Source organism: Bradyrhizobium acaciae (genome assembly GCF_020889785.1).
Lineage (GTDB): Bacteria > Pseudomonadota > Alphaproteobacteria > Rhizobiales > Xanthobacteraceae > Bradyrhizobium > Bradyrhizobium acaciae.
The window spans coordinates 17,932-38,423 of record NZ_JACMYK010000070.1 but is presented as its reverse complement, the minus strand read 5'-3'; the positions used below and the strand labels follow the sequence as shown (position 1 = coordinate 38,423).

The window sequence follows — 20,492 nt, the reverse complement described above, 5'->3', positions numbered from 1 at the left end:
CCGGCGCGGCGCGCTTGGCGTGCTTCTTGGCGCCCTTCGGCGGCTCGGGCGGCGGAGCCGGCTGAGCAGCAGCGGCCGCCGCAGCGTTCTGCTGGTCGAGCTGTTCCTGCTGCGAGCCCTTGTACAATTCCTTCGGCACGCCCTGCTCGAGGCCGGGCACGCCTTCGGGGAATACCGGCTTGCGGTCGCCCTGCAGCTTCTTCTTGGTGTCGAGGAAGTCGAGCAGGTCGCTCGGATCGAAATTGGCCATGCCGCCACCGCCGCAGCCTGCCAACGCGCTGCAAAGCGCGGTCAGAACTGCGGCTGCGATCAGGCGTTGCGAGCGGCGCATGGTCGATCTCTCACTCAAACTCGGGTTTCGCGCCAGCTCAGCTTTTAGCGACCGGCGGCAACAATGCCTGCAGCGCTTCGGCGCGCGAGCGCATGCTCGGCGGCGTCTCGCCGTCATTGGCAATCTGGTCGAGCCACTGCCGCGCGGCGGTGGCATCGTTGGCGCGCCAGGCCGACAGCGCCAGAAGCTCGCGCGCGGAGTGACGGAACGTCGAGTCCTTCGACGTCGCTACAGCCTCAAGCCGCTGCAGCATGTTCGGATAGGTCGTGGTTTCCATCACGATCTGCGCGGCGCGGATCCGCGCCAGGTCCTGGTCGGGACCGCCCACGCTGCGATCGGCTGCGATGTCATCATAGAGTTTCGCGGCGGCCGGCTGGTCGCGGGTCGCGACCTCGGCGGCCATGCGCAGCCGCGCCAGCGTGCGGTAACCGGACGGCGCCTTCGTGACCAGGTCGGCAAACGCAGCCTCGGCCTCGGCGTGCTTGTTCTGGTCCGACAGCTCGACGGCGCGGTCGAACGCCGCACCGGCCTCGGCGGCCTTCTTGGCCTCGAGATACTGATAGCCACGCCAGCCACCGACGCCCGCGACCACGACGATCGCCAGCGCGATGATGAAAAGCGAGTACTTGTCCCACAGCTTCTTGAGCTGATCGCGACGGACTTCCTCGTCGACTTCGTCAAATAATTCAGACACTTAAGGCTATCCCATCCCCTCGGGACCGCGAATCTCGGTGGAGCACAGCCCCTACCTGATCCCCACATCGCGGCGGCGTTACCCTAACGGTGTGGCGGAGGCAAGGCAAAGCAAGGCGGATCAAAGCGTTAACCGGGGAAGTTTGACGTAGCTACGACGGGACTGCGTGGGCCCCTCTCCCGCTTGCGCGGGAGGGTTGGGGGTGCCGCCGTGAGTCGAATGTTGGAGAGGGCCCCATTGTGGCGAGAGCCCCACTCGCCGCGCTACGCGCGTCGACCTCCCCCGCAAGCGGGCGAGGTGTACCGAGTTTGCGGCTTCTCAAGTGCTCTACCGGTTTGCAGCCAGCGTCTCGCGCAGCTGGCGCTTGATCACCTTGCCGTTGGCGTTGCGCGGCAGCGGCTGTGCGGTCAGGGCCATGGTCTCCGGCACCTTGTAGTCGGAAAGACGCTCGGCGCACCAGGCGCGCAGGCTGTCGGCATTGACCTCGGCGCGGGTCACGATCACGGCGTGCACGCGCTCGCCGAGCACCGGACACGGCTTGGCGATGATCGCGCTCTCGACCACGGCCGGGTGGCCGGCCAGCACGGATTCCACCTCGGCCGAATAGATCTTCAGGCCGCCGCGGTTGATCATGTCCTTCTGGCGATCGAACACGCGAACGAAATTGTCGGCGTCGATCGAACCGAGATCGCCGGAATGCCAGAACCCGGCGGTGAAGCTTTCCGCCGTCGCCTTCGGATTGTTCCAGTAGCCCTTGATCACGGAGGCGCTGCGGATCCAGAGCTCGCCGATCTCGCCGCGCGGCACCTCGCGGCCGTCGGCGCCCATCACGACGATCTCGGCTCCCGGACACGGCAGGCCGACGCTGTCGATATGGGCTGCGGTGAGTTCGCCCGGCATCAAGGTCGAGGGCGATGTGGTCTCGGTCGCGCCGTAGCAATTGGCGAGCTTCAAACCGGGAATTTTGGCGTCGAGCTTTTCGATGGTCGCGACCGGCATCGGCGCGCCGCCGAAGCCGCCGATCCGCCAGCTCGACAGATCGGTGCTGTCGAAATCCGGCTGCATGAGGCAGAGATTGTACATCGCCGGCACCATCACCGTGTAGCTGACGCGCTCGCGCGCCGCGACCTTGAGATATTCCGACGCCTTGAACTCCGGCATGATGATCAGCGCGCCGGCGCAGCGGGCCATGGTGGTGACGTTGGCGACCGCGCCGGTGACATGCGCAAGCGGCACCGCGGCGATCGAGCGATCGGCTTTGGTCAGCTTCAGGCAGGACGCAAAAATCATCGAGGAATGGATGATATTGCAATGCGCGAGCATCGCGCCCTTGGGTCGGCCAGTCGTACCCGAGGTGTAGAGGATCATCGCGGTGTCCTCTTCCCTCACCTCCGCCGGCGCCTGTGCCGGCGCGTTGTCGCGTAGCGCAGCGAATTGCGACGTGCCGTCGTCGCTGACTGATACGCGATGCGCGAGGCCGGGAATATCGGCGGCGTCAGGGATGCGCTCGGCAAGCGCGGCCTCGTGCACCAGGCACTTGGCGCCGCAATCGTTCAGCACATAGGCGATCTCGGGCTTCTGCTGGCGCGTCGAGAGCAGCACGGTGACCAACCCCGCATGCGCAGCGGCGAACATCGTCAGCACGAACTCGATGCGGTTGCCGAGCAGGATCGCGACGCGGTCGCCGGGCACAAGGCCGAGTCTTGCAAAACCCGCCGCAACCTTGGCCGACTGCTCGGCGACCTCGCGCCAGCTCAAGCGCGCCGTGCCGCAGACCAGCGCTTCGCCGTCGCCATTCTGCGCGACCGCATCCGCGACCATCGCCCACAGGCTCGTCGGCCGCTCCGCGAATGCCGGCACGACGCGGTCGCCGAATCGCGGCTCGAGCCGCATCAGCGGCAGTGCGTGTAGCGACCAGTCCATATCAGCCTCGTCAGCTCTTCTTCATGCCGTAGACATGCTCCGGCCCCGGGAAGGCGCGGCTCTTCACGTCGCGCGCATATCCCGCGATCGCTTCCTCGATCATTGGTCCGAGGTTGCCGTAGCGGCGGACGAATTTCGGCGCGCGCGGCGACAGGCCGAGCATGTCCTCCAGCACCAGCACCTGGCCATCGCAGGCCGGGCTCGCACCGATGCCGATCGTGGGCACGGCTATCGACTGCGTGATCTTGCGCGCCAAGGGCTCGGCGACCGCCTCGACCACGATCGAGAAGGCGCCCGCCTCCGCGATCGCCCTGGCGTCGTTCTCGATCGGCGCCCAGTTCTCCTCCTCGCGGCCCTGCGCGCGGAACGAGCCCAGCGTGTTGATCGACTGCGGCGTCAGGCCGATATGGCCCATCACCGGAATGCCGCGCTCCGACAGGAACGCCACCGTCTCCGCCATCCGCGCGCCGCCCTCGAGCTTGACCGCGCCGCACAGCGTTTCCTTCATGATCCGCACCGCGGATTGAAACGCCTGCTCCTTCGAGCCCTCGTAGGAGCCGAACGGCATGTCGACCACGACGAGCGCGGCCTGCGAGCCGCGCATCACCGCGCGGCCCTGCAGGATCATCATGTCGAGGGTGACCGGCACCGTGGTCTCGAAGCCGTGCATGACGTTGCCGAGGGAGTCGCCGACCAGGATGGCGTCGCAATGACGGTCGACCAGCGCCGCGGTGTGCGCGTGATACGACGTCAGCATCACGATCGGCTCGCCGTTCTTGCGGGCACGCAGGTCAGGCGCGGTCTTGCGCTTGATGGCGGATTGAACAGACATAGTCAGGCTCCCATGACAGGCACGCCGATCACGACCGGGTGGAACGCAAACGCCAGCGCCAGGTAGACGATGACACCGACCGCGATCGCGATCAGGTCGTTGGTCGGGCCGCCCACCGGGATCGGCGGACCACCGGCATCGCTGCGGCGCTTCAGCGAGATGCGGTCGTAGACCGCCCAACCGAGAAACGAGCCGAACAGGATGATCGAGCCGAGGTCGCCATTGGCGAGCAGATGCGCGAACGCCCACAGCTTCACGGCCGTCAGCATCGGATGCTTCACAATGGTGTAGATGCGGCCGCGGATATAGGCGGCGACGATGAGGATCGTGGCCGGCAGCATCAGCGCCACCGTGATGTGCTTGAAGGCGGTCGGCGGCGTCCAGACATCGATCCAGCCGGTCGCGCGATAGTGGCCGAAACCCCATATGATCAGCGCGAGCCCTGCGAACGACACCAGCGAATAGACGCCCTTGTAGGCGCCCTCGCCCATCGCCTTGACGATGCCGGCGCGCAGTTCGCGCAGGCTGCTCAGCACATGGATGCCGAGGAACAGCACGAGACCCAGGATCATGACGAGCAGTCCCACGATGTTCCTCCCCTGATCGATGAATGCCTTCGCGTAACATCTTCGCCCGGCGCATGGCAATGCGCCACGCCGGGTCGCCGATCACGGATTGCCGGTGGGCTTGGCGAGCTCCCGATTGTCGACGTAGCGGATCATGATCGGGCGGCCGGCCAGCGCGCCGCCGAGCCCGCCGGTGAATTTCAGCGGCAGGCAGGCATCGAGCGAGGCGTTGATCGCGTTGAGGTAGGTCGTGCGGGTGTCGGCCGGGATACCCCGCGTCGAAAACGTCAGGCGTGGCGCACCGATCATCTCGCCTGACCGTTTGAAGCTGAAGCGCACCGACATCTGCATGCCCGCGCGCGCGTCATCCGGTGGCGGCGGCGCCCAGCAGGAACGCAGCGCGGCGAAGAGATCGCCGATGGTATTGAGGTCATGATCCGGCTTGCGGTACTTCTCGGCTTGATCTTGCGGCGGCACGGTCAGGATCGTGAGCTGGAGATTTTCGCCGTACGGATAATCCATCTCGGGAAAGCACGGCCCGTTGTTGAACAGGCTGCAATAGGACGGGATGCAAGGCCCCTCGTCGAGCACGCTGCAAGGCGTGTGTGCAAACGGCGCCGGGTTGGTCTGTTGCCGCTGCTGCGCAAAGGCAGCGCTCGCGAGCGCAAAGGCCGGGACGGCAAAAGCGAGACAGATGGCGACGCGTCGGAGCATGCAGACGGACCCGGATTGCGCTCCGGGGAACATGGTACCGCAGCCGAGCCGCATCAAGCGGGCCGGCGTTCAATTCCTTGCGCGCGTAACCGTCACGCCCGGCACGGCAACCCCCGCTCTCGTCGCCCGGCTCGACCGGGCGATGACAGTCGAGGATGAGGATGCAACCCCGCCCACGCGTCGTCCCTGCGAAAGCAGGGACCCATACTCCGCAGCGGATGTTGTGAACGGGAATCGTCGTTCCAACATGCGCGTCAATCAGCAATTGTGGTTATGGGTCCCTGCTTTCGCAGGGACGACACCGCGTATGGGGCGAGTGCGCGCGCCTTACGCCTTCTTCTTCACGTCCTTGACGTTGGAGAAGGTGATGCCCTCGGCGCGCTCGCGGGTGTAGCCGAGATAGAACTCGTTCTTGGCCATGAACACGGGATCACCGTCGACGTCGTCGGCGATGCCGGAATTGTTGGCGGCGACGAAGGCTTCGAGCTTCTTGCGGTCGTCGGACGAGATCCAGCGTGCGAGCGAGAATTCCGAGACCTCGAACTCGACCGGTAGCGAGTACTCCGCGTCGAGCCGCGCCTTCAGCACGTCGAGTTGCAGCGGACCGACCACGCCGACCAGCGCCGGCGCACCGTCGCGCGGGCGGAACACCTGCACGACGCCCTCCTCCGACATCTGCTGCAAGGCTTCCTTCAGCTTCTTGGCCTTCATCGCATCGGTGAGGCGAACGCGGCGGACGATTTCAGGCGCGAAGCTCGGCACGCCGACGAAGGTCAGATCCTCGCCCTCGGTCAGGGTATCGCCGATCCGCAAGGTGCCGTGGTTGGGAATGCCGACGACGTCGCCGGCGAACGCCTCATCCGCCACCGAGCGATCCTGGGCGAAGAAGAATTGCGGGCTCGACAGGCTCATGTTCTTACCTGTTCGCACCAGCTTGGCCTTCATGCCGCGGCTGAGCTTGCCCGAGCACAGCCGGGCGAAAGCGATGCGGTCACGGTGGTTCGGATCCATATTGGCCTGGATCTTGAACACGAACGCGCTCATGCGCGGCTCGGCCGCTTCGACCTTGCGCAGATCGGAATCCTGCGCGCGCGGCGCCGGTGCGAATTTGCCGAGGCCTTCGAGCAGATCGCCGACGCCGAAATTGCGCAGCGCGCTGCCGAAATAGACCGGCGTCAGATGGCCTTCGCGGAATGCCGCGAGCTCGAACGGCTTGCAGGCCTCCGATGCCAGCGCCAGCTCGTCCTTGACCTCAGCGACGTCGAGGTTGGGGTTGCGCTTGCCGAGATCGGCGATGTCGATCTGCTCGGTGGCGCCGGTCTTGGCGCCGCCGCCCTCGAGCAGCCGCACGCCGCCATTGACGACGTCATAGGTGCCGAGGAAGTCGCGGCCGCGGCCGACCGGCCAGGTCATCGGCGTGGTGTCGAGCGCCAGCGTCTTCTCGATCTCGTCCAAAAGCTCGAACGTGTCGCGGCTCTCGCGGTCCATCTTGTTGATGAAGGTGATGATCGGGATGTCGCGCAGGCGGCACACCTCGAACAGCTTTCGCGTGCGCGCCTCGATGCCCTTGGCGGCGTCGATCACCATGACGGCGGAGTCGACCGCGGTCAGCGTGCGATAGGTGTCTTCCGAAAAGTCCTCGTGGCCCGGCGTGTCCAGCAGGTTGAACACGAGCTCGTTGAACTCGAAAGTCATCACCGAGGTGACGACCGAAATGCCGCGCTCGCGCTCGATCTTCATCCAGTCCGAGCGCGTGTTGCGCCGCTCGCCCTTGGCCTTGACCTGACCCGCGAGGTTGATGGCGCCGCCGAACAGCAGCAGCTTTTCCGTCAGCGTGGTCTTGCCGGCGTCCGGGTGCGAGATGATCGCAAAGGTGCGGCGCCGCGCCACTTCCTCGGAAAGCGGCGAGCGGGACGGCGATTCGGCTGAAACTGAGATGTCGGACATGGCGGGGCAGCGTTTGGCAGGGAAAACGGGCGCAATCAAGGGCGTTTTGTCGCAATGCGGCGTGGCCGCACCACCCCATATAAGCATGAGAGGGACGACCTTCTTCCCACCATACCATCCGCGGGGACGACCCTGCCTTATCCGGAGGGTTCGTTATGGCTTGGGCCATTTTGCTCGTCGCAGGCCTGCTCGAGATCGGCTGGGCGATCGGGCTGAAATACACCGATGGTTTCTCGCGGCTGGTGCCGTCGGTTCTGACGCTCGCGGCGATGGCCGGCAGCGTGCTGCTGCTCGGCCTTGCGCTGAAGACGCTGCCGATTGGAACCGCCTATGCGGTCTGGACCGGGATCGGTGCGGTCGGCACCGCGGCGCTCGGCATCATCCTGCTCGGCGAACCCGCGACCGCGATGCGGCTTGCCAGTATCGGGCTGATCGTCTCCGGCATCGTCGGGCTGAAGCTGGTCGGGTAATTACTTCAAAATCTGCACGACCCAGTAGGTCGCGGCGGCGACCGCCGCGGACGCCGGGATCGTGATCACCCACGCGTAGACGATCGAGCTTGCCACGTTCCAGCGCACGGCGGAGAGCCGCCGTGCGGCGCCGACGCCGACGATCGCGCCGGTGATGGTGTGGGTGGTCGACACGGGAACCCCGAGATAGGTCGCGATGAACAGCGTCGCGGCGCCGCCGGTCTCGGCGCAGAAACCCTGCATCGGCGTCAGCTTGGTGATCCGCAGCCCCATGGTGCGGACGATCCGCCAGCCGCCCATCAAGGTGCCCAGCGCCATCGCGCTCTGGCAGGCCAGCACGACCCAGAACGGGATCTCGAACGTGTCGCCGAGATGGCCCTGCGAGTAGAGCAGCACGGCGATGATGCCCATGGTCTTCTGCGCATCGTTGCCGCCATGACCGAGCGAATAGAGCGAGGCCGAGGCGAATTGCAGGATCCGGAAGGCGCGATCGACCGCGAACGGCGTCGAGCGCACCGAGAGCCAGGACACGATCGCAACCAGCACCAGCGCCAGCAGGAAGCCGACCAGCGGCGACAGCACGATCGCGAGCAAGGTCTTGGTGAGCCCGCTCCACACCGCCGCCGAAATGCCCGCCTTCGCCATGCCGGCGCCGACCAGGCCGCCGATCAGCGCATGCGAGCTCGATGAGGGAATGCCCAGCGCCCAGGTGATCACGTTCCAGGCGATCGCGCCGACCAGCGCGGCGAAGATCACGGTTGCATCCACCACCGACGGGTCGATGATCCCGGTGCCGATCGTATTGGCAACGTGCAGGCCGAACACGGCGAAGGCGACGAAGTTGAAGAAGGCCGCCCAGAACACCGCATATTGCGGCCGCAGCACGCGGGTCGAGACGATGGTCGCGATCGAGTTCGCGGCATCGTGCAGGCCGTTCAGGAAGTCGAACAGCAGCGCGACCGCAATCAGGATGGTCAGAACCGGAAGACCCAGCGTGGCGTCCACGTGATGCCCCGCTCTATTGTGCTTTGTTGAGCATGATCTTGTCGGAAAACCGCATCACACTTTTCCGGATCATGCTCAGACTTGCTCGATCACGATCGAGTTGATCTCGTTGGCCACGTCGTCGAAGCGGTCGGCTACCTTCTCGAGGTGATCGTAGATCTCCGCGCCGACGATGAAGTCCATCGCATTGGCGTCACGGTGTTTCAGGAACAGCTCCTTGAGCCCGATATCCTGGAGATCGTCGACCCGGCCCTCGAGCTTGGTCAGCTCCTCGGTGATCTGGGTCAGCATCGAGACGTTCTGGCCGATCGCCTGCAACAGCGGCAGCGCGCGGCCGACCAAATTGGCGCATTCGACGATCAGGGTGCCCATTTCGCGCATCGGAGGCTCGAACTCGCGCACCTCGAACAGCATCACCGCCTTGGCGGTCGCCTGCATTTGGTCGACCGCGTCGTCCATCGCGGTGATCAGGTTCTTGATGTCGCCGCGGTCGAACGGAGTGATGAAGGTGCGGCGAACCGCGGTCAGGACTTCCCGGGTGACGCTATCGGCGTCGTTCTCGAACTGATTGACGCGCTGGCAGAAGACCGGGGTCTCCTCCCCGCCCTTCAGCATGTCCTGCAAAGCCTTCGCGCACTGCACGGAGGTCTGGGCGTGGCGGGCGAACAGGTCGAAAAATCGCTCTTCCTTGGGCAGGAAGGCGCGAAACCAGCGCAGCATGTCTCAGTTCCATCATTCCGGGACAGCCCTTTTAGCGACTGTCACGGAACTGTCATAGAGCATCTGGCGGGGAAAACACCGGAAACGACCGCCCGAACGGGCGGTCGTCCACCGCTATGTCGGCCGATCGCGGGGCGCGCGTGCGCCCGCCCTGCCCTACAGCGATCGCCGCAGCAGGTGGGCAAGCTCACCGACCAGACCGCGCCGGAACAGCAGCACGCAGGACACGAAGATCACGCCCTGGATCACCGTCACCCACTGGCCGAAACCGGCGAGATATTGCTGCATGGCGATGATCACGAATGCGCCGACCACCGGTCCGAAGATGGTGCCGAGACCGCCGACCAGCGTCATCAGCACGATCTCACCGGACATCGACCAGTGCACGTCGGTGAGCGAGGCGTTCTGCGCCACGAACACCTTCAGCGAGCCGGCAAAGCCCGCCAGCGTGCCCGACAGGACGTAGGCAAGCATCTTGTACTGGTCGGTCTTGTAGCCGAGCGAGATCGCGCGCGGCTCGTTCTCGCGGATCGACTTCAGCACCTCGCCGAACGGCGAGTTGATGGTGCGGTAGATCAGCAGGAAGCCGGCGAGGAAGCCGACCAGCACGACGTAGTACAGCACCAAGGGCTTCGAGAGGTCGAAGATCCCGAACAGGTGGCCCTGCGGGATGCCCTGGATGCCGTCTTCACCGTGGGTGAACGGCGCCTGCAGATAGAGGAAGTAGAGCAACTGCGACAGCGCCAGCGTGATCATCGAGAAATAGATGCCCTGCCGCTTGATCGAGATGTAGCCGGTGACGAGGCCGAGCAAGGCCGCAGCGGCGACGCCGACCACGATGCCGAGCTCCGGCGGCAGCCCCCACACCTTCAGCGCATGCGCCGAGACGTAGCCGGCGGTGCCGAGGAACATGGCGTGGCCGAACGACAGCAGGCCGCCATAGCCGATCAGGAGGTTGAAGGCGCAGGCGAGCAGCGCAAAGCACAGCGCCTGCATGACGAAGAACGGATAGATCCCCGTAAACGGCACCGCCGCCAGCAGCGTCGCCATCACGGCGAATACGATCATCTCGTCGCGCATCGCGCGCGGCGTCATCGGAAGTGTATCGTCGGTCAATGCTGACATATCAGGCCGCCCGTCCCGTCAGTCCCGTTGGCTTCACCAGCAACACCACCACCATCAGGACAAACACCACGGTGTTGGAGGCCTCGGGATAAAAATACTTGGTCAGTCCCTCGATCACGCCGAGCGCGAAGCCGGTGATGATCGAACCCATGATCGAACCCATGCCGCCGATCACGACCACCGCGAACACCACGATGATCAGATCGGCGCCCATCAGCGGGCGGACCTGGTTGATCGGCGCCGACAGCACGCCGGCGAGCGCGGCAAGACCGACGCCGAGCCCGTAGGTCAGCGTGATCATGCGCGGCACGTTGATGCCGAAGGCACGCACCAGCGTCGGATTTTCGGTGGCGGCGCGCAGATACGCGCCGAGCTGCGTCTTCTCGATCAGGAACCAGGTGGCAAGGCAGACCACCAGCGAGAAGATGACGACCCAGCCGCGATAGATCGGCAGGAACATGAAGCCGAGATTAACGCCGCCCTTGAGCTGATCCGGGATCGAATACGGCAGACCGGAGGAGCCGAAATAGTTCTGGAACACGCCCTGCACGATCAGCGCGATGCCGAACGTCAGCAGCAGTCCGTAGAGGTGGTCGAGCCCGGCGAGCCATTGCAGCATGGTGCGCTCGAGGATCATGCCGAAGACACCGACCACCACGGGTGCGATGATCAGCGCCCACCAGTAGTTGATGCCGCCCAGATTGAGCAGGAAATACGCCACGAAGGCGCCCATCATGTAGAGCGCGCCATGCGCGAAATTGATGATGTTGAGCATGCCGAAGATGACGGCAAGCCCGAGACTGAGCAGCGCGTAGAACGAGCCGTTGATCAGTCCGACCAGAAGCTGTGCGTAGAGAGCCTGCATCGAATGAGCTTTCGCTAGATAGATGAAGCCCGCCGGCCACGCCCATGGCCGGCGGGCATGATCGTCACTTCTTCAGAAGCGCACAGGTGCTCTTGTCGAGCGGCGTGAAGGCCTGGTTGCCCGGCACGGTGCCGACCAGCTTGTAGAAGTCCCACGGCCCCTTGGATTCAGAGGGCTTCTTCACCTCGAACAGATAGGCATCGTGGGTGACGCGGCCGTTGGCCTCGACCTCGCCCTTGCCGAACAGCGGATCGTCGGTCGGGATCGTCTTCATCTTCGCGACCACCTTGGCGCCGTCATGCGGATTGCCGCCGAGGGCTTCCAGCGCCTTGAAGTAATGCAGCAGGCCCGCATAGACGCCGGCCTGCACCATGGTCGGGGGCGCGCCGCTCTTCAGCTTCTCCGAGAAGCGCTTGGAGAAGGCGCGGGTGTTGTCGTTGAGGTCCCAGTAGAACGTCTCGGTGAAGTTCAGGCCCTGCGCGGTCTCGAGCCCGATCGCCTTGACGTCGGTGAGGAACAGCAGCAACGCGGCGAGCTTCTGGCCGCCCTTGACGATGCCGAACTCGGCCGCCTGCTTGATCGAGTTGGTGGTGTCGCCGCCGGCGTTGGCGAGACCAATGATCTTGGCCTTGGAGGCCTGCGCCTGCAGCAGGAACGAGGAGAAGTCGGCGGTGTTGAGCGGATGCTTGACGCCACCGACCACCTTGCCGCCGTTGGCGGTGACGACCGCGGTGGTGTCGCGCTCGAGCGCCGCGCCGAAGGCGTAGTCCGCGGTCAGGAAGAACCAGGTGTCCCCGCCCGCCTTCACCAGCGCCTGGCCGGTGGCGTGCGCCAGCATGTAGGTGTCGTAGGTCCAGTGCACCGTGTTCGGCGAGCACTGCGCGTTGGTGAGGTCCGAGGTCGCGGCGCCCGAATTGATGTAGACGCCGTTCTTTTCCTTGACCACGTTGTTCACCGCGAGCGCGACGCCGGAATTCGGCACGTCGACGATGGTGTCGACCTTGTCGACGTCGAACCACTGGCGCGCGATCGTGGTGCCGATATCGGGCTTGTTCTGGTGATCGCCGGAGATCAGGTCGATGGTCCAGCCCTTGGCCTTGAGGCCGGAATCCTCGATCGCCATCTGCGCCGCCAGCGTCGAGCCGGGACCGGCGAGGTCGGCATAGAGGCCGGACTGATCCGACAAGACGCCGATCTTGACGACCTTGTCGTCGGCGGAGGCAATGCTCGCGACGCTGAGCGCCATCGCGGAGCCGAGCAGAAGCGCAGAAATCTTGTTTCTCATGGGGATTCCCTCAGTCCTTAAATTTTCTGGCTCGGCAATCAGACGCCGAGATAGGTATGCAGCTTGTCCATGTTGGCCGACAGCTCGGAATTGGCGAAGCCGTCGATCACCTTGCCGTGCTCGACGATGTAGTAGCGGTCGGCAACCGTCGAGGCGAAACGGAAATTCTGCTCGACCAGCAGGATCGTGAATCCCTGCGACTTCAGGCGCGCAATGGTGTGCCCGATCTGCTGGATGATGACCGGCGCCAAGCCTTCGGTCGGCTCGTCCAGCATCAGGAAGCGCGCGCCGGTGCGCAGGATGCGCGCAATCGCCAGCATCTGCTGCTCGCCGCCCGAGAGCTTGGTGCCCTGGCTGGTGAGACGCTCCTTCAGATTGGGAAACAGCGTGAAGATCTGGTCGAGCGGCAGGCCGCCCGGCCGCACCACCGGCGGCAGCAGCAAATTCTCGCGCACGTCGAGGCTCGAGAAGATGCCGCGCTCTTCGGGGCAGAACGCGATGCCGAGCCGCGCGATCTTGTCCGAAGTGGAGCGGATGATCTCCTTGTTGTCGAAGCGGATCGAGCCGGAGCGCTTGCCGATCACGCCCATGATCGACTTCAGCGTGGTGGTCTTGCCGGCGCCGTTGCGGCCGAGCAGCGTCACCACCTCGCCCGCCTTCACGTTGAAATTGATGCCGTGAAGGATGTGGGATTCGCCGTACCAGGCCTGCAGATCCTTGACCGTCAGCACCTCGGCGCCGGTCGCAGCCACAGGCTTTTCCGCCAGTTTTGCCTCAGCCATGACCCGCTCCCAGATAGGCTTCCTTCACGCGCTCGTCCTTGGAGAGGTCGGCGTAGTTGCCCTCCGCGAGCACCTGCCCGCGCGTCAGCACGGTGATGATGTCGGAGAGGTTGGCCACCACCGAGAGGTTATGCTCGACCATCAGGATGGTATACTTGGCCGAGATCCGCTTGATCAGCGCTGCGATCTTGTCGATGTCCTCGTGGCCCATGCCGGCCATCGGCTCGTCGAGCAGCATCATCTCCGGGTCGAGCGCGAGCGTCGTTGCAATTTCAAGTGCGCGCTTGCGGCCGTACGGCATCTCGACCGCCGGCGTGTTGGCGAATTCGCTCAAGCCGACGTCGTTCAGCAGTTCATGTGCGCGCGGATTGAAGCGGTCGAGCACGCTCTTCGAGCGCCAGAAATCAAACGACGAGCCGTGCTGGCGCTGCAGCGCCACGCGCACGTTTTCCAGCGCGGTCAGATGCGGAAATACCGCCGAAATCTGGAACGAGCGGACCAGCCCGAGCCGCGCCACGTCGGCCGGCGGCATCGCGGTGATGTCCTGGCCCTTGTAGCGAATCTGCCCGCCCGTCGGCTTCAGGAATTTGGTCAGCAGGTTGAAACAGGTCGTCTTGCCGGCGCCGTTCGGCCCGATCAACGCATGGATACTGCCGCGACGCACCTTCAGCGCGACGTCGCGAACGGCGAAGAAACCCGCGAATTCCTTGGTCAATCCGCTGGTTTCGAGAATGAACTCATCGGCCAAATAGATTCCCCCATACGCCATCGCCGCGAAGCCCCTCGCCCGCGTGGCCAGCTTTTTTCATGTTCGACAGGTTGTCCGCAACGTCTTGGAAACCGTCCGGGGCCCGTCGCCTCCGGGCCGGAATATGCCGTCATCTGCGGCAGTTACGCAAGGTGGAAAGCTGTGCAGTGCAGTATTGGCACGACCAGTTCCAGTTGATCCTTAGTCGAATGGCTTTTGAGCACGCTTTGCGCCTCGGAAAGCCGCCATTAAGCGTGTTTTGCTCCGGGCTTTCCTTTTCACAGAATATTTCCGCCTCTCACCGAAGCTTCCGGCCATTGGATTTATGAACGGCTGCAACCTTGTATTTCGAGATCGAAAATTCCTCCGTCATCAAGTCGATCCGCCAGCGTGATTTCCTCGACACGTGGCTGCGGCTTTATGCCCGTGGCCAGACGATGCCGCGCTTCGACCAATCTGTCCCCGGCCGCATCCCGCTCGGGGATGTGCCTGAGTTCGGCTAGCCGATGCCATTCAGAAGCGCCGATCCATCGGTGGTCAAATCGATCACGCAGCGGGTGCTGCTGAATGCCTGGCTGCGCGCCGTACGCAAGCCCGACGCGCTTCCGTTGCTGTGCGACTTCCACACCGAGGGCAGCGCCGACGAGCGGGCCGACATGATGGGCTTTGACGTCGAGGGCAGCGGCGACGCCGCCCGTTTCATCATCACGCAGGAAGGCGCGCGGCTGACCACCGCCTATGGCAACGAGCATGTCGAGCCGCGGCTGCGCACCAACCGTTATCTCGATGACGCGATCGGCCCGGAGCGCTATGCCGGCGTCATCCTCTCCTATCGCGCCTGCGTGGCGCGCAAACTTCCGACCTACACGGTCGCGGAGGTCACCGACGCCGACGGCAAGGATGTCTCCTATGAGCGGTTGCTGCTGCCGTTCGGACGTGGCGATGCCGTCGACCACATCATCGGCTCGTACAAGGCGATCAGCATCGAGGGCGGCTTTCGGCTGCACAATCTGATGGGCGTGAAGGCGAAGTCGGTCCCGGTGGTCACCGTGCGCGCGGTGATCGACCGCAGGTTCGTGCCGGCAGATCGTCCGGCGAGCCAGGATTCAGTCGAATTGATCTAGGTCTCGAACGCGGACTCAGGCGGCTGACCGCCACCACTGTCGCCGACGAGATCTTCGCGTGACCTGCCTAGCCGTGAAGCTGCGCGTTGAGGCCGTCCCAATTCGTTATGCGTCGGGTCGCCTCGAGCGCGCCGCTCTGGGAGTTGCGACGGAAGAGCAAGCCCTTCTGGCCCGAGAGTTCTTTGGCTTTCAGTACCCGGCCGTCTTCCAGCAGGATGCGCGCGCCTGCCGTGACATAGCAGCCCGCTTCGACGATACAATCGTCACCCAATGAAATGCCGATACCGGCGTTGGCTCCGATCAGGCAGCGCTCACCGACTGTGATCCGCTCTTTCCCGCCTCCGGACAGCGTGCCCATGATCGACGCTCCGCCACCGATGTCGCTGCCGCTTGCCACGACCACGCCGGCGCTGATCCGGCCTTCGACCATGCAGGGACCGAGCGTACCCGCATTAAAATTGCAAAAGCCTTCATGCATGACGGTCGTGCCGGCAGCCAAATAGGCTCCGAGCCTGACCCGGTCCGCATCGGCAATTCTCACGTCCGCATGCGTCACGTAGTCAGTCATGCGCGGAAACTTGTCCACGCCTGTCACCTCGAACCCCAGGCCACGCTTGCGCGCCACGATTCGCGCTTCCGCTACACGCGCGCTTTCGCAGGGACCGAATGTGGTCCAGGCAACGTTCGGCAACAGACCGAAAATTCCGTCAAGGTTCTGGCAATTCGGCTGGACCAGCCGGTGGCTCAGGAGATGGAGTCGAAGATATGCGTCGTGCACATCGGCCGGCGCAGATGCAAGGGAGTCAATTTCCGTGCGAATGGCAACGATGTCGACATTGCGGACGTCGTCGTGTCGCGCATATCCGTCGGCCGAGGCACCCAACGATCTGCTGATCTCGTCGCCCGTCAGCCGCAGCGTTGCCGTCTTGCCGGCATCCTCAACCAGGCTCAGCCGAAGAAACCAGGAATCCAGCACGCGACCATCAGCGGCAATCGTCGCAAATCCCTCGCCTCTCGCGCCCCTCAGTTCCATCGCCATTTGAATTTCTCACGACTAACAATCCCAAACATAGTGCATACGCGAGTTCGCGTGGAAATGGCAACTTCCGGACGCTCAAACACGTCCGCTTTGGGTCATTTTCGACGGATTCGTCGGGGATTGTCGGCAGGTTACTCCAAACCTTGGGGACGCGCGAAACGCATCAGCCCTTCCTGCGCGCCTTCGCCGGCACTTCCTTGGCATAGATATCCGGCTTGAAGCCGACGACGCGCTTCGCTCCGAGGTCGAGCACCGGACGCTTGATCATCGACGGCTGCTCGGCCATCAGCGCCAGCGCCTTGCGCTCATTCAACCCTTCCTTGTCGGCATCGGGCAGCTTCTTGAAGGTGGTGCCGGCGCGGTTGAGCAGCGTCTCCCAGCCGACCTCGTCGCTCCACTGCTTGAGCTTGTCCTTGGCGATCCCAGCGGTCTTGTAGTCGTGGAAGTCATAGGTGACGCCATGATCGTCGAGCCAGCTGCGCGCCTTCTTCATGGTGTCGCAGTTCTTGATGCCGTAGATGGTGATGGTCAAAGCCGTTCCCCGCATGCGATTGCTGCGGGGAAACTAGCCCCGCAACCATCACAGCGCCAGATCGGACAGCGCCGGTCTCCACACCGATATTGGTAGTGCTCAGTGCGCGTCATGCGTGAAGACGAAATCGTGATCGCTGGCATGGGCCTCGTGGCAGGCGAAGCACGTCTCGTGCTGCGCGGCATCGACCGGCTTGCCGTCGATGAAGCGGCCGAAGCCCCAGCCGCCGGTCGCGGCATATTTGGCCGTATCCTTGACCATGACCTGCACGGTGGTCGCCGGTCCCGTGATGAAGGCGCCGTTGAGGCCCGCAACCGGCTTGCGTTTCCAGGCGAGCTTGACCAGCACGGTGCCGTCGGGGAAACGCGCAGCGCCCTCCTGATAGGCCTTCACGGCGGTGGCATTGCCGAGCACGCTGCGTAGTTCGTCGAGCCCGGTTTCCTCGCCGACCGCGATCAGCTTCCAGTCGCGATAGCCCTCGGGAATTTTCACGCCGAAGATCGGCGACCCAAGTGCCGCATCATCGGCATGCCCGACGGCAAACGGCAATGATGCGCTGATGCAGGCTGCCGCGATCGCGGCAGCTGCCCATTTCACAACCTGTCTCATGATACTTGCCCGCGCTCTCGATTCTTGTTTGACGCGCTTTCTTCACGCGAACCGGTATCCACTTCGCTCGAAAACGCGCTAGGCCTTGCTGACGTCGATGATGGCCTGGACGAAGGCCTGCGGCGCTTCCTGCGGCAGATTGTGGCCGATGCCGCCGGCGAGCTGCCGATGCTCGTAATGCCCGGAGAACTTCTTGGCATAGGCTGATGGCTCCGGATGCGGCGCGCCGTTGGCATCGCCTTCCATTGTGATGGTCGGGATCGCGATCACGGGCGCCTGGGCCAGCGTCTTCTCGAAACCGTCGTACTTCGCCTCGCCCTCGGCGAGACCGAGCCGCCAGCGGTAATTGTGGATCACGATATCGACATGGTCGGGATTCTCGAATGCGGCCGCGCTGCGGTCATAGGTGGCGTCGTCGAACTTCCACTGCGGCGAGGCGAGCTGCCAGATCAGTCTGTTGAAGTCGTGCCGGTTCTGGGCATAGCCCTCACGGCCGCGCTCGGTCGCGAAATAGAACTGGTACCACCATTGCAGCTCGGCCTTCGGCGGCAGCGGTATCTTGCCGGCGGCCTGGCTGCCGATCAGGTAACCGCTCACCGAGACCATGGCCTTGCAGCGCTCGGGCCACAGCACCGCCATGATGTTGGCGGTGCGCGCACCCCAATCATAGCCGCCGAGCACGGCCTTCTCGATCTTCAGCGCATCCATCAAGGCAATGATGTCGGCGGCGACCGCCACCGGCTGGCCGCTGCGCATCGTATCGCTGGAGAGGAAACGCGTAGTACCGTAGCCGCGCAGATGCGGCACGATCACGCGATAGCCGACTTCCGCCAGCGCCGGCGCGACGTCGGCATAGCTGTGGATGTCATAGGGCCACCCGTGCAGCAGGATGACGGCGGGACCCGACGCCGGACCCATCTCGACATAACCGGTGTCGAGCACGCCGGCATTGATCTGCTTGACCGGGCCGATCGAGGTGTGGCCGGCGGCCTTGGCCTCGGGCAGTGCCGCCTTGGATTGCGCGCTGGCCGATCCGATCAGGCCGAGCCTGGAAGCGGCGAGGATCCCGCCGGCGATACCGAGGAAGCGGCGGCGTTGCTGATTGATGGCTTGAGACATGGCGATCTCCTTAACTCTGGTGTCGAATCCAATATTGCAGAGACCGCCCCCGCCCGCTTTCAGAGGACGTGGATTTGTCCTTCAGACCGTCGTGATTTTGGCTCCGGGCCGGCTGTGCTAGGTTCCGCCACGCATTCAGCCGCCGGCCCCGGACTTTTCGATTTGACCTACCATTTCAACGACTTGACCCTCGATTCCGAGCGCCGGGAGCTGCGCCGCGGCGATGCCCTGGTGGCCGTCGAGCCGCAGGTCTTTGACCTCCTGGAATTCCTGATCCGTGCCCGCGACCGGGTGGTCAGCCGCGACGAGGTGCTGGCCGCGGTCTGGCACGGCCGGATCGTCTCGGAAGCGACGCTGAGCAGCCGGGTCAACGCCGCGCGGACCGCGATCGGCGACAATGGCGAGGCGCAGCGGCTGATCCGCACCCTGCCCCGCAAGGGTCTCCGCTTTGTCGGCGATGTCAGGGAGGACAGCGCACCCGCTCATCCGGTCGCTGGTAACGCCACTCCGCCAAGGCCGAGCGAGGGCCCGTCGATCGCGGTGCTGCCCTTCACCAATATGAGCGGCGATCCCGAGCAGGACTATTTCGCCGACGGAATCGCCGAGGACATCACCACCGCGCTCGCCCGTTGCAGCCGCCTCACCGTGATCGCGCGCAACTCCGCCTTCACCTACAAGGGCAAAGCGGTCGATATCCGCCAGGTCGGCCGCGAGCTCGGTGTCGGCTACGTGCTCGAAGGCAGCGTCCGCCGTGGCGGCAACAGGTTGCGCATCACCGGCCAGCTGATCGACGCCAGCTCCGGCGCGCATCTGTGGGCCGACCGGTTCGATGGTGCCGTGAGTTCACGCCCGAGAGCATGGAAGCCGCGCTTGAGTGCCTCGACCAGGCGCTGGCGCTCGATCCGAATTACGCGCCGGCGCTTGCTGCCTCGGCCTATTGCCATGCGATGCGCCATGTCCAGGGCTGGCTGAAGCCTGATGACTCCTACCGGGAGCGCGCGGTCGCACAGGCCTGGCGTGCGGTCGAGCTCACGCCCGGCGATCCGCAGGTGCTGTGGATGGCAGCGTTCGCGATCTGGAACATGGCCGACGAGATCGAACCTGCGCGCGAATTGTTCGAGCGCTCGCTTGCGATCAACCCGAATTCGGCGATGGCGCTGGTGCTCGGCGGCTGGATCGAAGCGATGCGCGGCAACCAGACGACCGGCCGCGCCATGATCGAGCGCGCACAGCGGCTCAACCCGCGCGACCCCCGCGGCTGGTTCGCCGCCGCGGCGCTAGCGATCTGCGCGGTGCTCGACGGAAACTTCGCCGAAGCGATTGTTTGGGCCGACAAGGCGCTGGCGCAGAACCGCCGCTTCGCGGTCGCCCTGCGCGTCCTGATCGTGGCGCTGGTCAAGACCGGCGAGCGCGAGCGCGCGACCCAGATCGCGCGCGAACTGCTCAAGGTCGATCCGGAGCTTTCGATTTCCGGCTTCCTGTCGCGGATTCCGTTTCCGGTGCAATCGATGTCCGCGACCTATCGCGAAACGCTCAAGGCAGCAGGTGTCCCGGACTGATGCCGCTCGGGGGAGCGCGATGATCGTTCGCCCACGGTGCGATGCGCGGCAGTACCGGCCTGGTGGCAGTCCATTCCTCGTCGCAGAGTTTGTAGCGCAGGATTCGACTCGCTTCGGCAGTCAGGCTCAAGGAACCCGCGGCGACGGGAGCGGTCGCGATGTTGGCACATTGGAGTGAAGCGGACGCTGTTCTACTTTGACGCTACATTAGCCTGACTGCATTTCCGTCCGTCACGTCATTCCCAGAGCAGGCCCCAGTCAATGAACGAGCATGCATGGTATGAAGTCTGGGTTGATGATACGGCCCGTCCTCCTTACGTCCTGATCTTGCTTTCGGATAAAGCTGGGTCATCATTTGAAATTTATGACCCTGCCGAGAAGTTTGTCTGTCACACAACGAGCTCTTACCAAGACGCCATGTTCTGGCTCACGGAAGATGAAGGTCGATGGAACGATGAACGAGATCGCGCGCGGCCTTTGTCGGCTTCTGATCCCCTTAGCGA

Annotated in this window: 20 protein-coding genes and 2 pseudogenes; 4 read left to right on the top strand and 18 right to left on the bottom strand. The window is 64.3% G+C overall.

The genetic code is table 11. The features are described 5' to 3' along the window. From H8A92_RS24180 to H8A92_RS24150, 7 genes and pseudogenes are all read right to left on the bottom strand, one after another. Nucleotides 1-331 (bottom strand): annotated as a pseudogene (locus tag H8A92_RS24180) (hypothetical protein); the annotation flags it as partial. Between the two features lie 37 nt (nt 332-368). Beyond that, nucleotides 369-1,025, bottom strand: coding sequence for a tetratricopeptide repeat protein (locus tag H8A92_RS24175; RefSeq protein WP_229198086.1), 657 nt, complete (start codon nt 1,023-1,025; stop codon nt 369-371). A 327-nt stretch (nt 1,026-1,352) separates the two neighbouring features. Further along, nucleotides 1,353-2,948: a class I adenylate-forming enzyme family protein gene (locus H8A92_RS24170; RefSeq protein ID WP_229198085.1), complete on the bottom strand. Its 1,596-nt coding sequence runs from the start codon at nt 2,946-2,948 to the stop codon at nt 1,353-1,355. A gap of 10 nt (nt 2,949-2,958) precedes the next feature. Then, nucleotides 2,959-3,780, bottom strand: a complete 822-nt coding sequence (gene panB, locus H8A92_RS24165; protein ID WP_229198084.1) for a 3-methyl-2-oxobutanoate hydroxymethyltransferase — start codon at nt 3,778-3,780, stop codon at nt 2,959-2,961. 2 nt (nt 3,781-3,782) lie between these two features. Further along, entirely contained in the window at nt 3,783-4,367 is a 585-nt protein-coding gene (locus H8A92_RS24160; RefSeq protein WP_229198083.1) for an NnrU family protein, read from the bottom strand. An 81-nt stretch (nt 4,368-4,448) separates the two neighbouring features. Further along, complete coding sequence (locus H8A92_RS24155) at nt 4,449-5,060, bottom strand: hypothetical protein (protein ID WP_229198082.1); 612 nt, start codon at nt 5,058-5,060, stop codon at nt 4,449-4,451. Between the two features lie 327 nt (nt 5,061-5,387). Next, nucleotides 5,388-7,007: a peptide chain release factor 3 gene (locus tag H8A92_RS24150; RefSeq protein ID WP_229198081.1), complete on the bottom strand. Its 1,620-nt coding sequence runs from the start codon at nt 7,005-7,007 to the stop codon at nt 5,388-5,390. 155 nt (nt 7,008-7,162) lie between these two features. Between H8A92_RS24150 and sugE the strand changes: the two genes are divergently transcribed. After that, nucleotides 7,163-7,477, top strand: coding sequence for a quaternary ammonium compound efflux SMR transporter SugE (sugE, locus tag H8A92_RS24145; protein ID WP_229198080.1), 315 nt, complete (start codon nt 7,163-7,165; stop codon nt 7,475-7,477). Here sugE and H8A92_RS24140 read toward each other — a convergent pair whose 3' ends face one another. The 7 genes from H8A92_RS24140 to H8A92_RS24110 form a co-directional block, all read right to left on the bottom strand. Beyond that, nucleotides 7,478-8,482: an inorganic phosphate transporter gene (locus tag H8A92_RS24140; RefSeq protein WP_229198079.1), complete on the bottom strand. Its 1,005-nt coding sequence runs from the start codon at nt 8,480-8,482 to the stop codon at nt 7,478-7,480. It abuts the gene before it with no gap. Between the two features lie 75 nt (nt 8,483-8,557). Further along, nucleotides 8,558-9,202: a DUF47 domain-containing protein gene (locus H8A92_RS24135; RefSeq protein ID WP_229198078.1), complete on the bottom strand. Its 645-nt coding sequence runs from the start codon at nt 9,200-9,202 to the stop codon at nt 8,558-8,560. Nucleotides 9,203-9,358: 156 nt separating this feature from the next. After that, nucleotides 9,359-10,327 (bottom strand): branched-chain amino acid ABC transporter permease, encoded by a 969-nt coding sequence (locus H8A92_RS24130; RefSeq protein ID WP_229198077.1) that lies wholly within the window; start codon nt 10,325-10,327, stop codon nt 9,359-9,361. Between the two features lies 1 nt (nt 10,328). Then, nucleotides 10,329-11,192: a branched-chain amino acid ABC transporter permease gene (locus H8A92_RS24125; protein ID WP_163157540.1), complete on the bottom strand. Its 864-nt coding sequence runs from the start codon at nt 11,190-11,192 to the stop codon at nt 10,329-10,331. Nucleotides 11,193-11,256: 64 nt separating this feature from the next. Then, entirely contained in the window at nt 11,257-12,477 is a 1,221-nt protein-coding gene (locus H8A92_RS24120; RefSeq protein ID WP_229198076.1) for an ABC transporter substrate-binding protein, read from the bottom strand. Nucleotides 12,478-12,515: 38 nt separating this feature from the next. Beyond that, complete coding sequence (locus tag H8A92_RS24115) at nt 12,516-13,259, bottom strand: ABC transporter ATP-binding protein (RefSeq protein ID WP_229198075.1); 744 nt, start codon at nt 13,257-13,259, stop codon at nt 12,516-12,518. Further along, nucleotides 13,252-14,007 carry an ABC transporter ATP-binding protein gene (locus H8A92_RS24110; protein ID WP_050419084.1) on the bottom strand — a complete coding sequence of 252 codons (756 nt, stop codon included), beginning with the start codon at nt 14,005-14,007 and terminating at the stop codon, nt 13,252-13,254. Before H8A92_RS24110 ends, H8A92_RS24115 begins: the two co-directional genes overlap by 8 nt. Nucleotides 14,008-14,348: 341 nt before the next feature. On the opposite strand from H8A92_RS24110, the gene H8A92_RS24105 reads away from it, so the two are divergent. Next, nucleotides 14,349-14,510, top strand: a complete 162-nt coding sequence (locus tag H8A92_RS24105; protein ID WP_229198074.1) for a hypothetical protein — start codon at nt 14,349-14,351, stop codon at nt 14,508-14,510. 3 nt (nt 14,511-14,513) lie between these two features. Further along, nucleotides 14,514-15,131 carry a hypothetical protein gene (locus H8A92_RS24100; protein ID WP_229198073.1) on the top strand — a complete coding sequence of 206 codons (618 nt, stop codon included), beginning with the start codon at nt 14,514-14,516 and terminating at the stop codon, nt 15,129-15,131. 67 nt (nt 15,132-15,198) lie between these two features. Here the strand turns inward: H8A92_RS24100 and dapD are convergent, their stop codons facing one another. The 4 genes from dapD to H8A92_RS24080 form a co-directional block, all read right to left on the bottom strand. Next, on the bottom strand, nt 15,199-16,170 hold the full coding sequence (gene dapD, locus H8A92_RS24095; protein WP_229198072.1) for a 2,3,4,5-tetrahydropyridine-2,6-dicarboxylate N-succinyltransferase: 972 nt from the start codon (nt 16,168-16,170) through the stop codon (nt 15,199-15,201). Between the two features lie 163 nt (nt 16,171-16,333). Beyond that, complete coding sequence (locus H8A92_RS24090) at nt 16,334-16,702, bottom strand: ArsC family reductase (protein WP_229198071.1); 369 nt, start codon at nt 16,700-16,702, stop codon at nt 16,334-16,336. A gap of 99 nt (nt 16,703-16,801) precedes the next feature. After that, entirely contained in the window at nt 16,802-17,311 is a 510-nt protein-coding gene (locus H8A92_RS24085; RefSeq protein WP_229198070.1) for a cytochrome P460 family protein, read from the bottom strand. Nucleotides 17,312-17,389: 78 nt separating this feature from the next. Further along, a complete protein-coding gene (locus H8A92_RS24080) occupies nt 17,390-18,430 on the bottom strand; it encodes an alpha/beta fold hydrolase (protein WP_229198069.1) in 1,041 nt (346 codons plus the stop codon). A 162-nt stretch (nt 18,431-18,592) separates the two neighbouring features. Here H8A92_RS24080 and H8A92_RS24075 point away from each other — a divergent pair. Then, nucleotides 18,593-19,989 (top strand): annotated as a pseudogene (locus H8A92_RS24075) (winged helix-turn-helix domain-containing tetratricopeptide repeat protein). Nucleotides 19,990-20,492 lie beyond the last annotated feature (503 nt).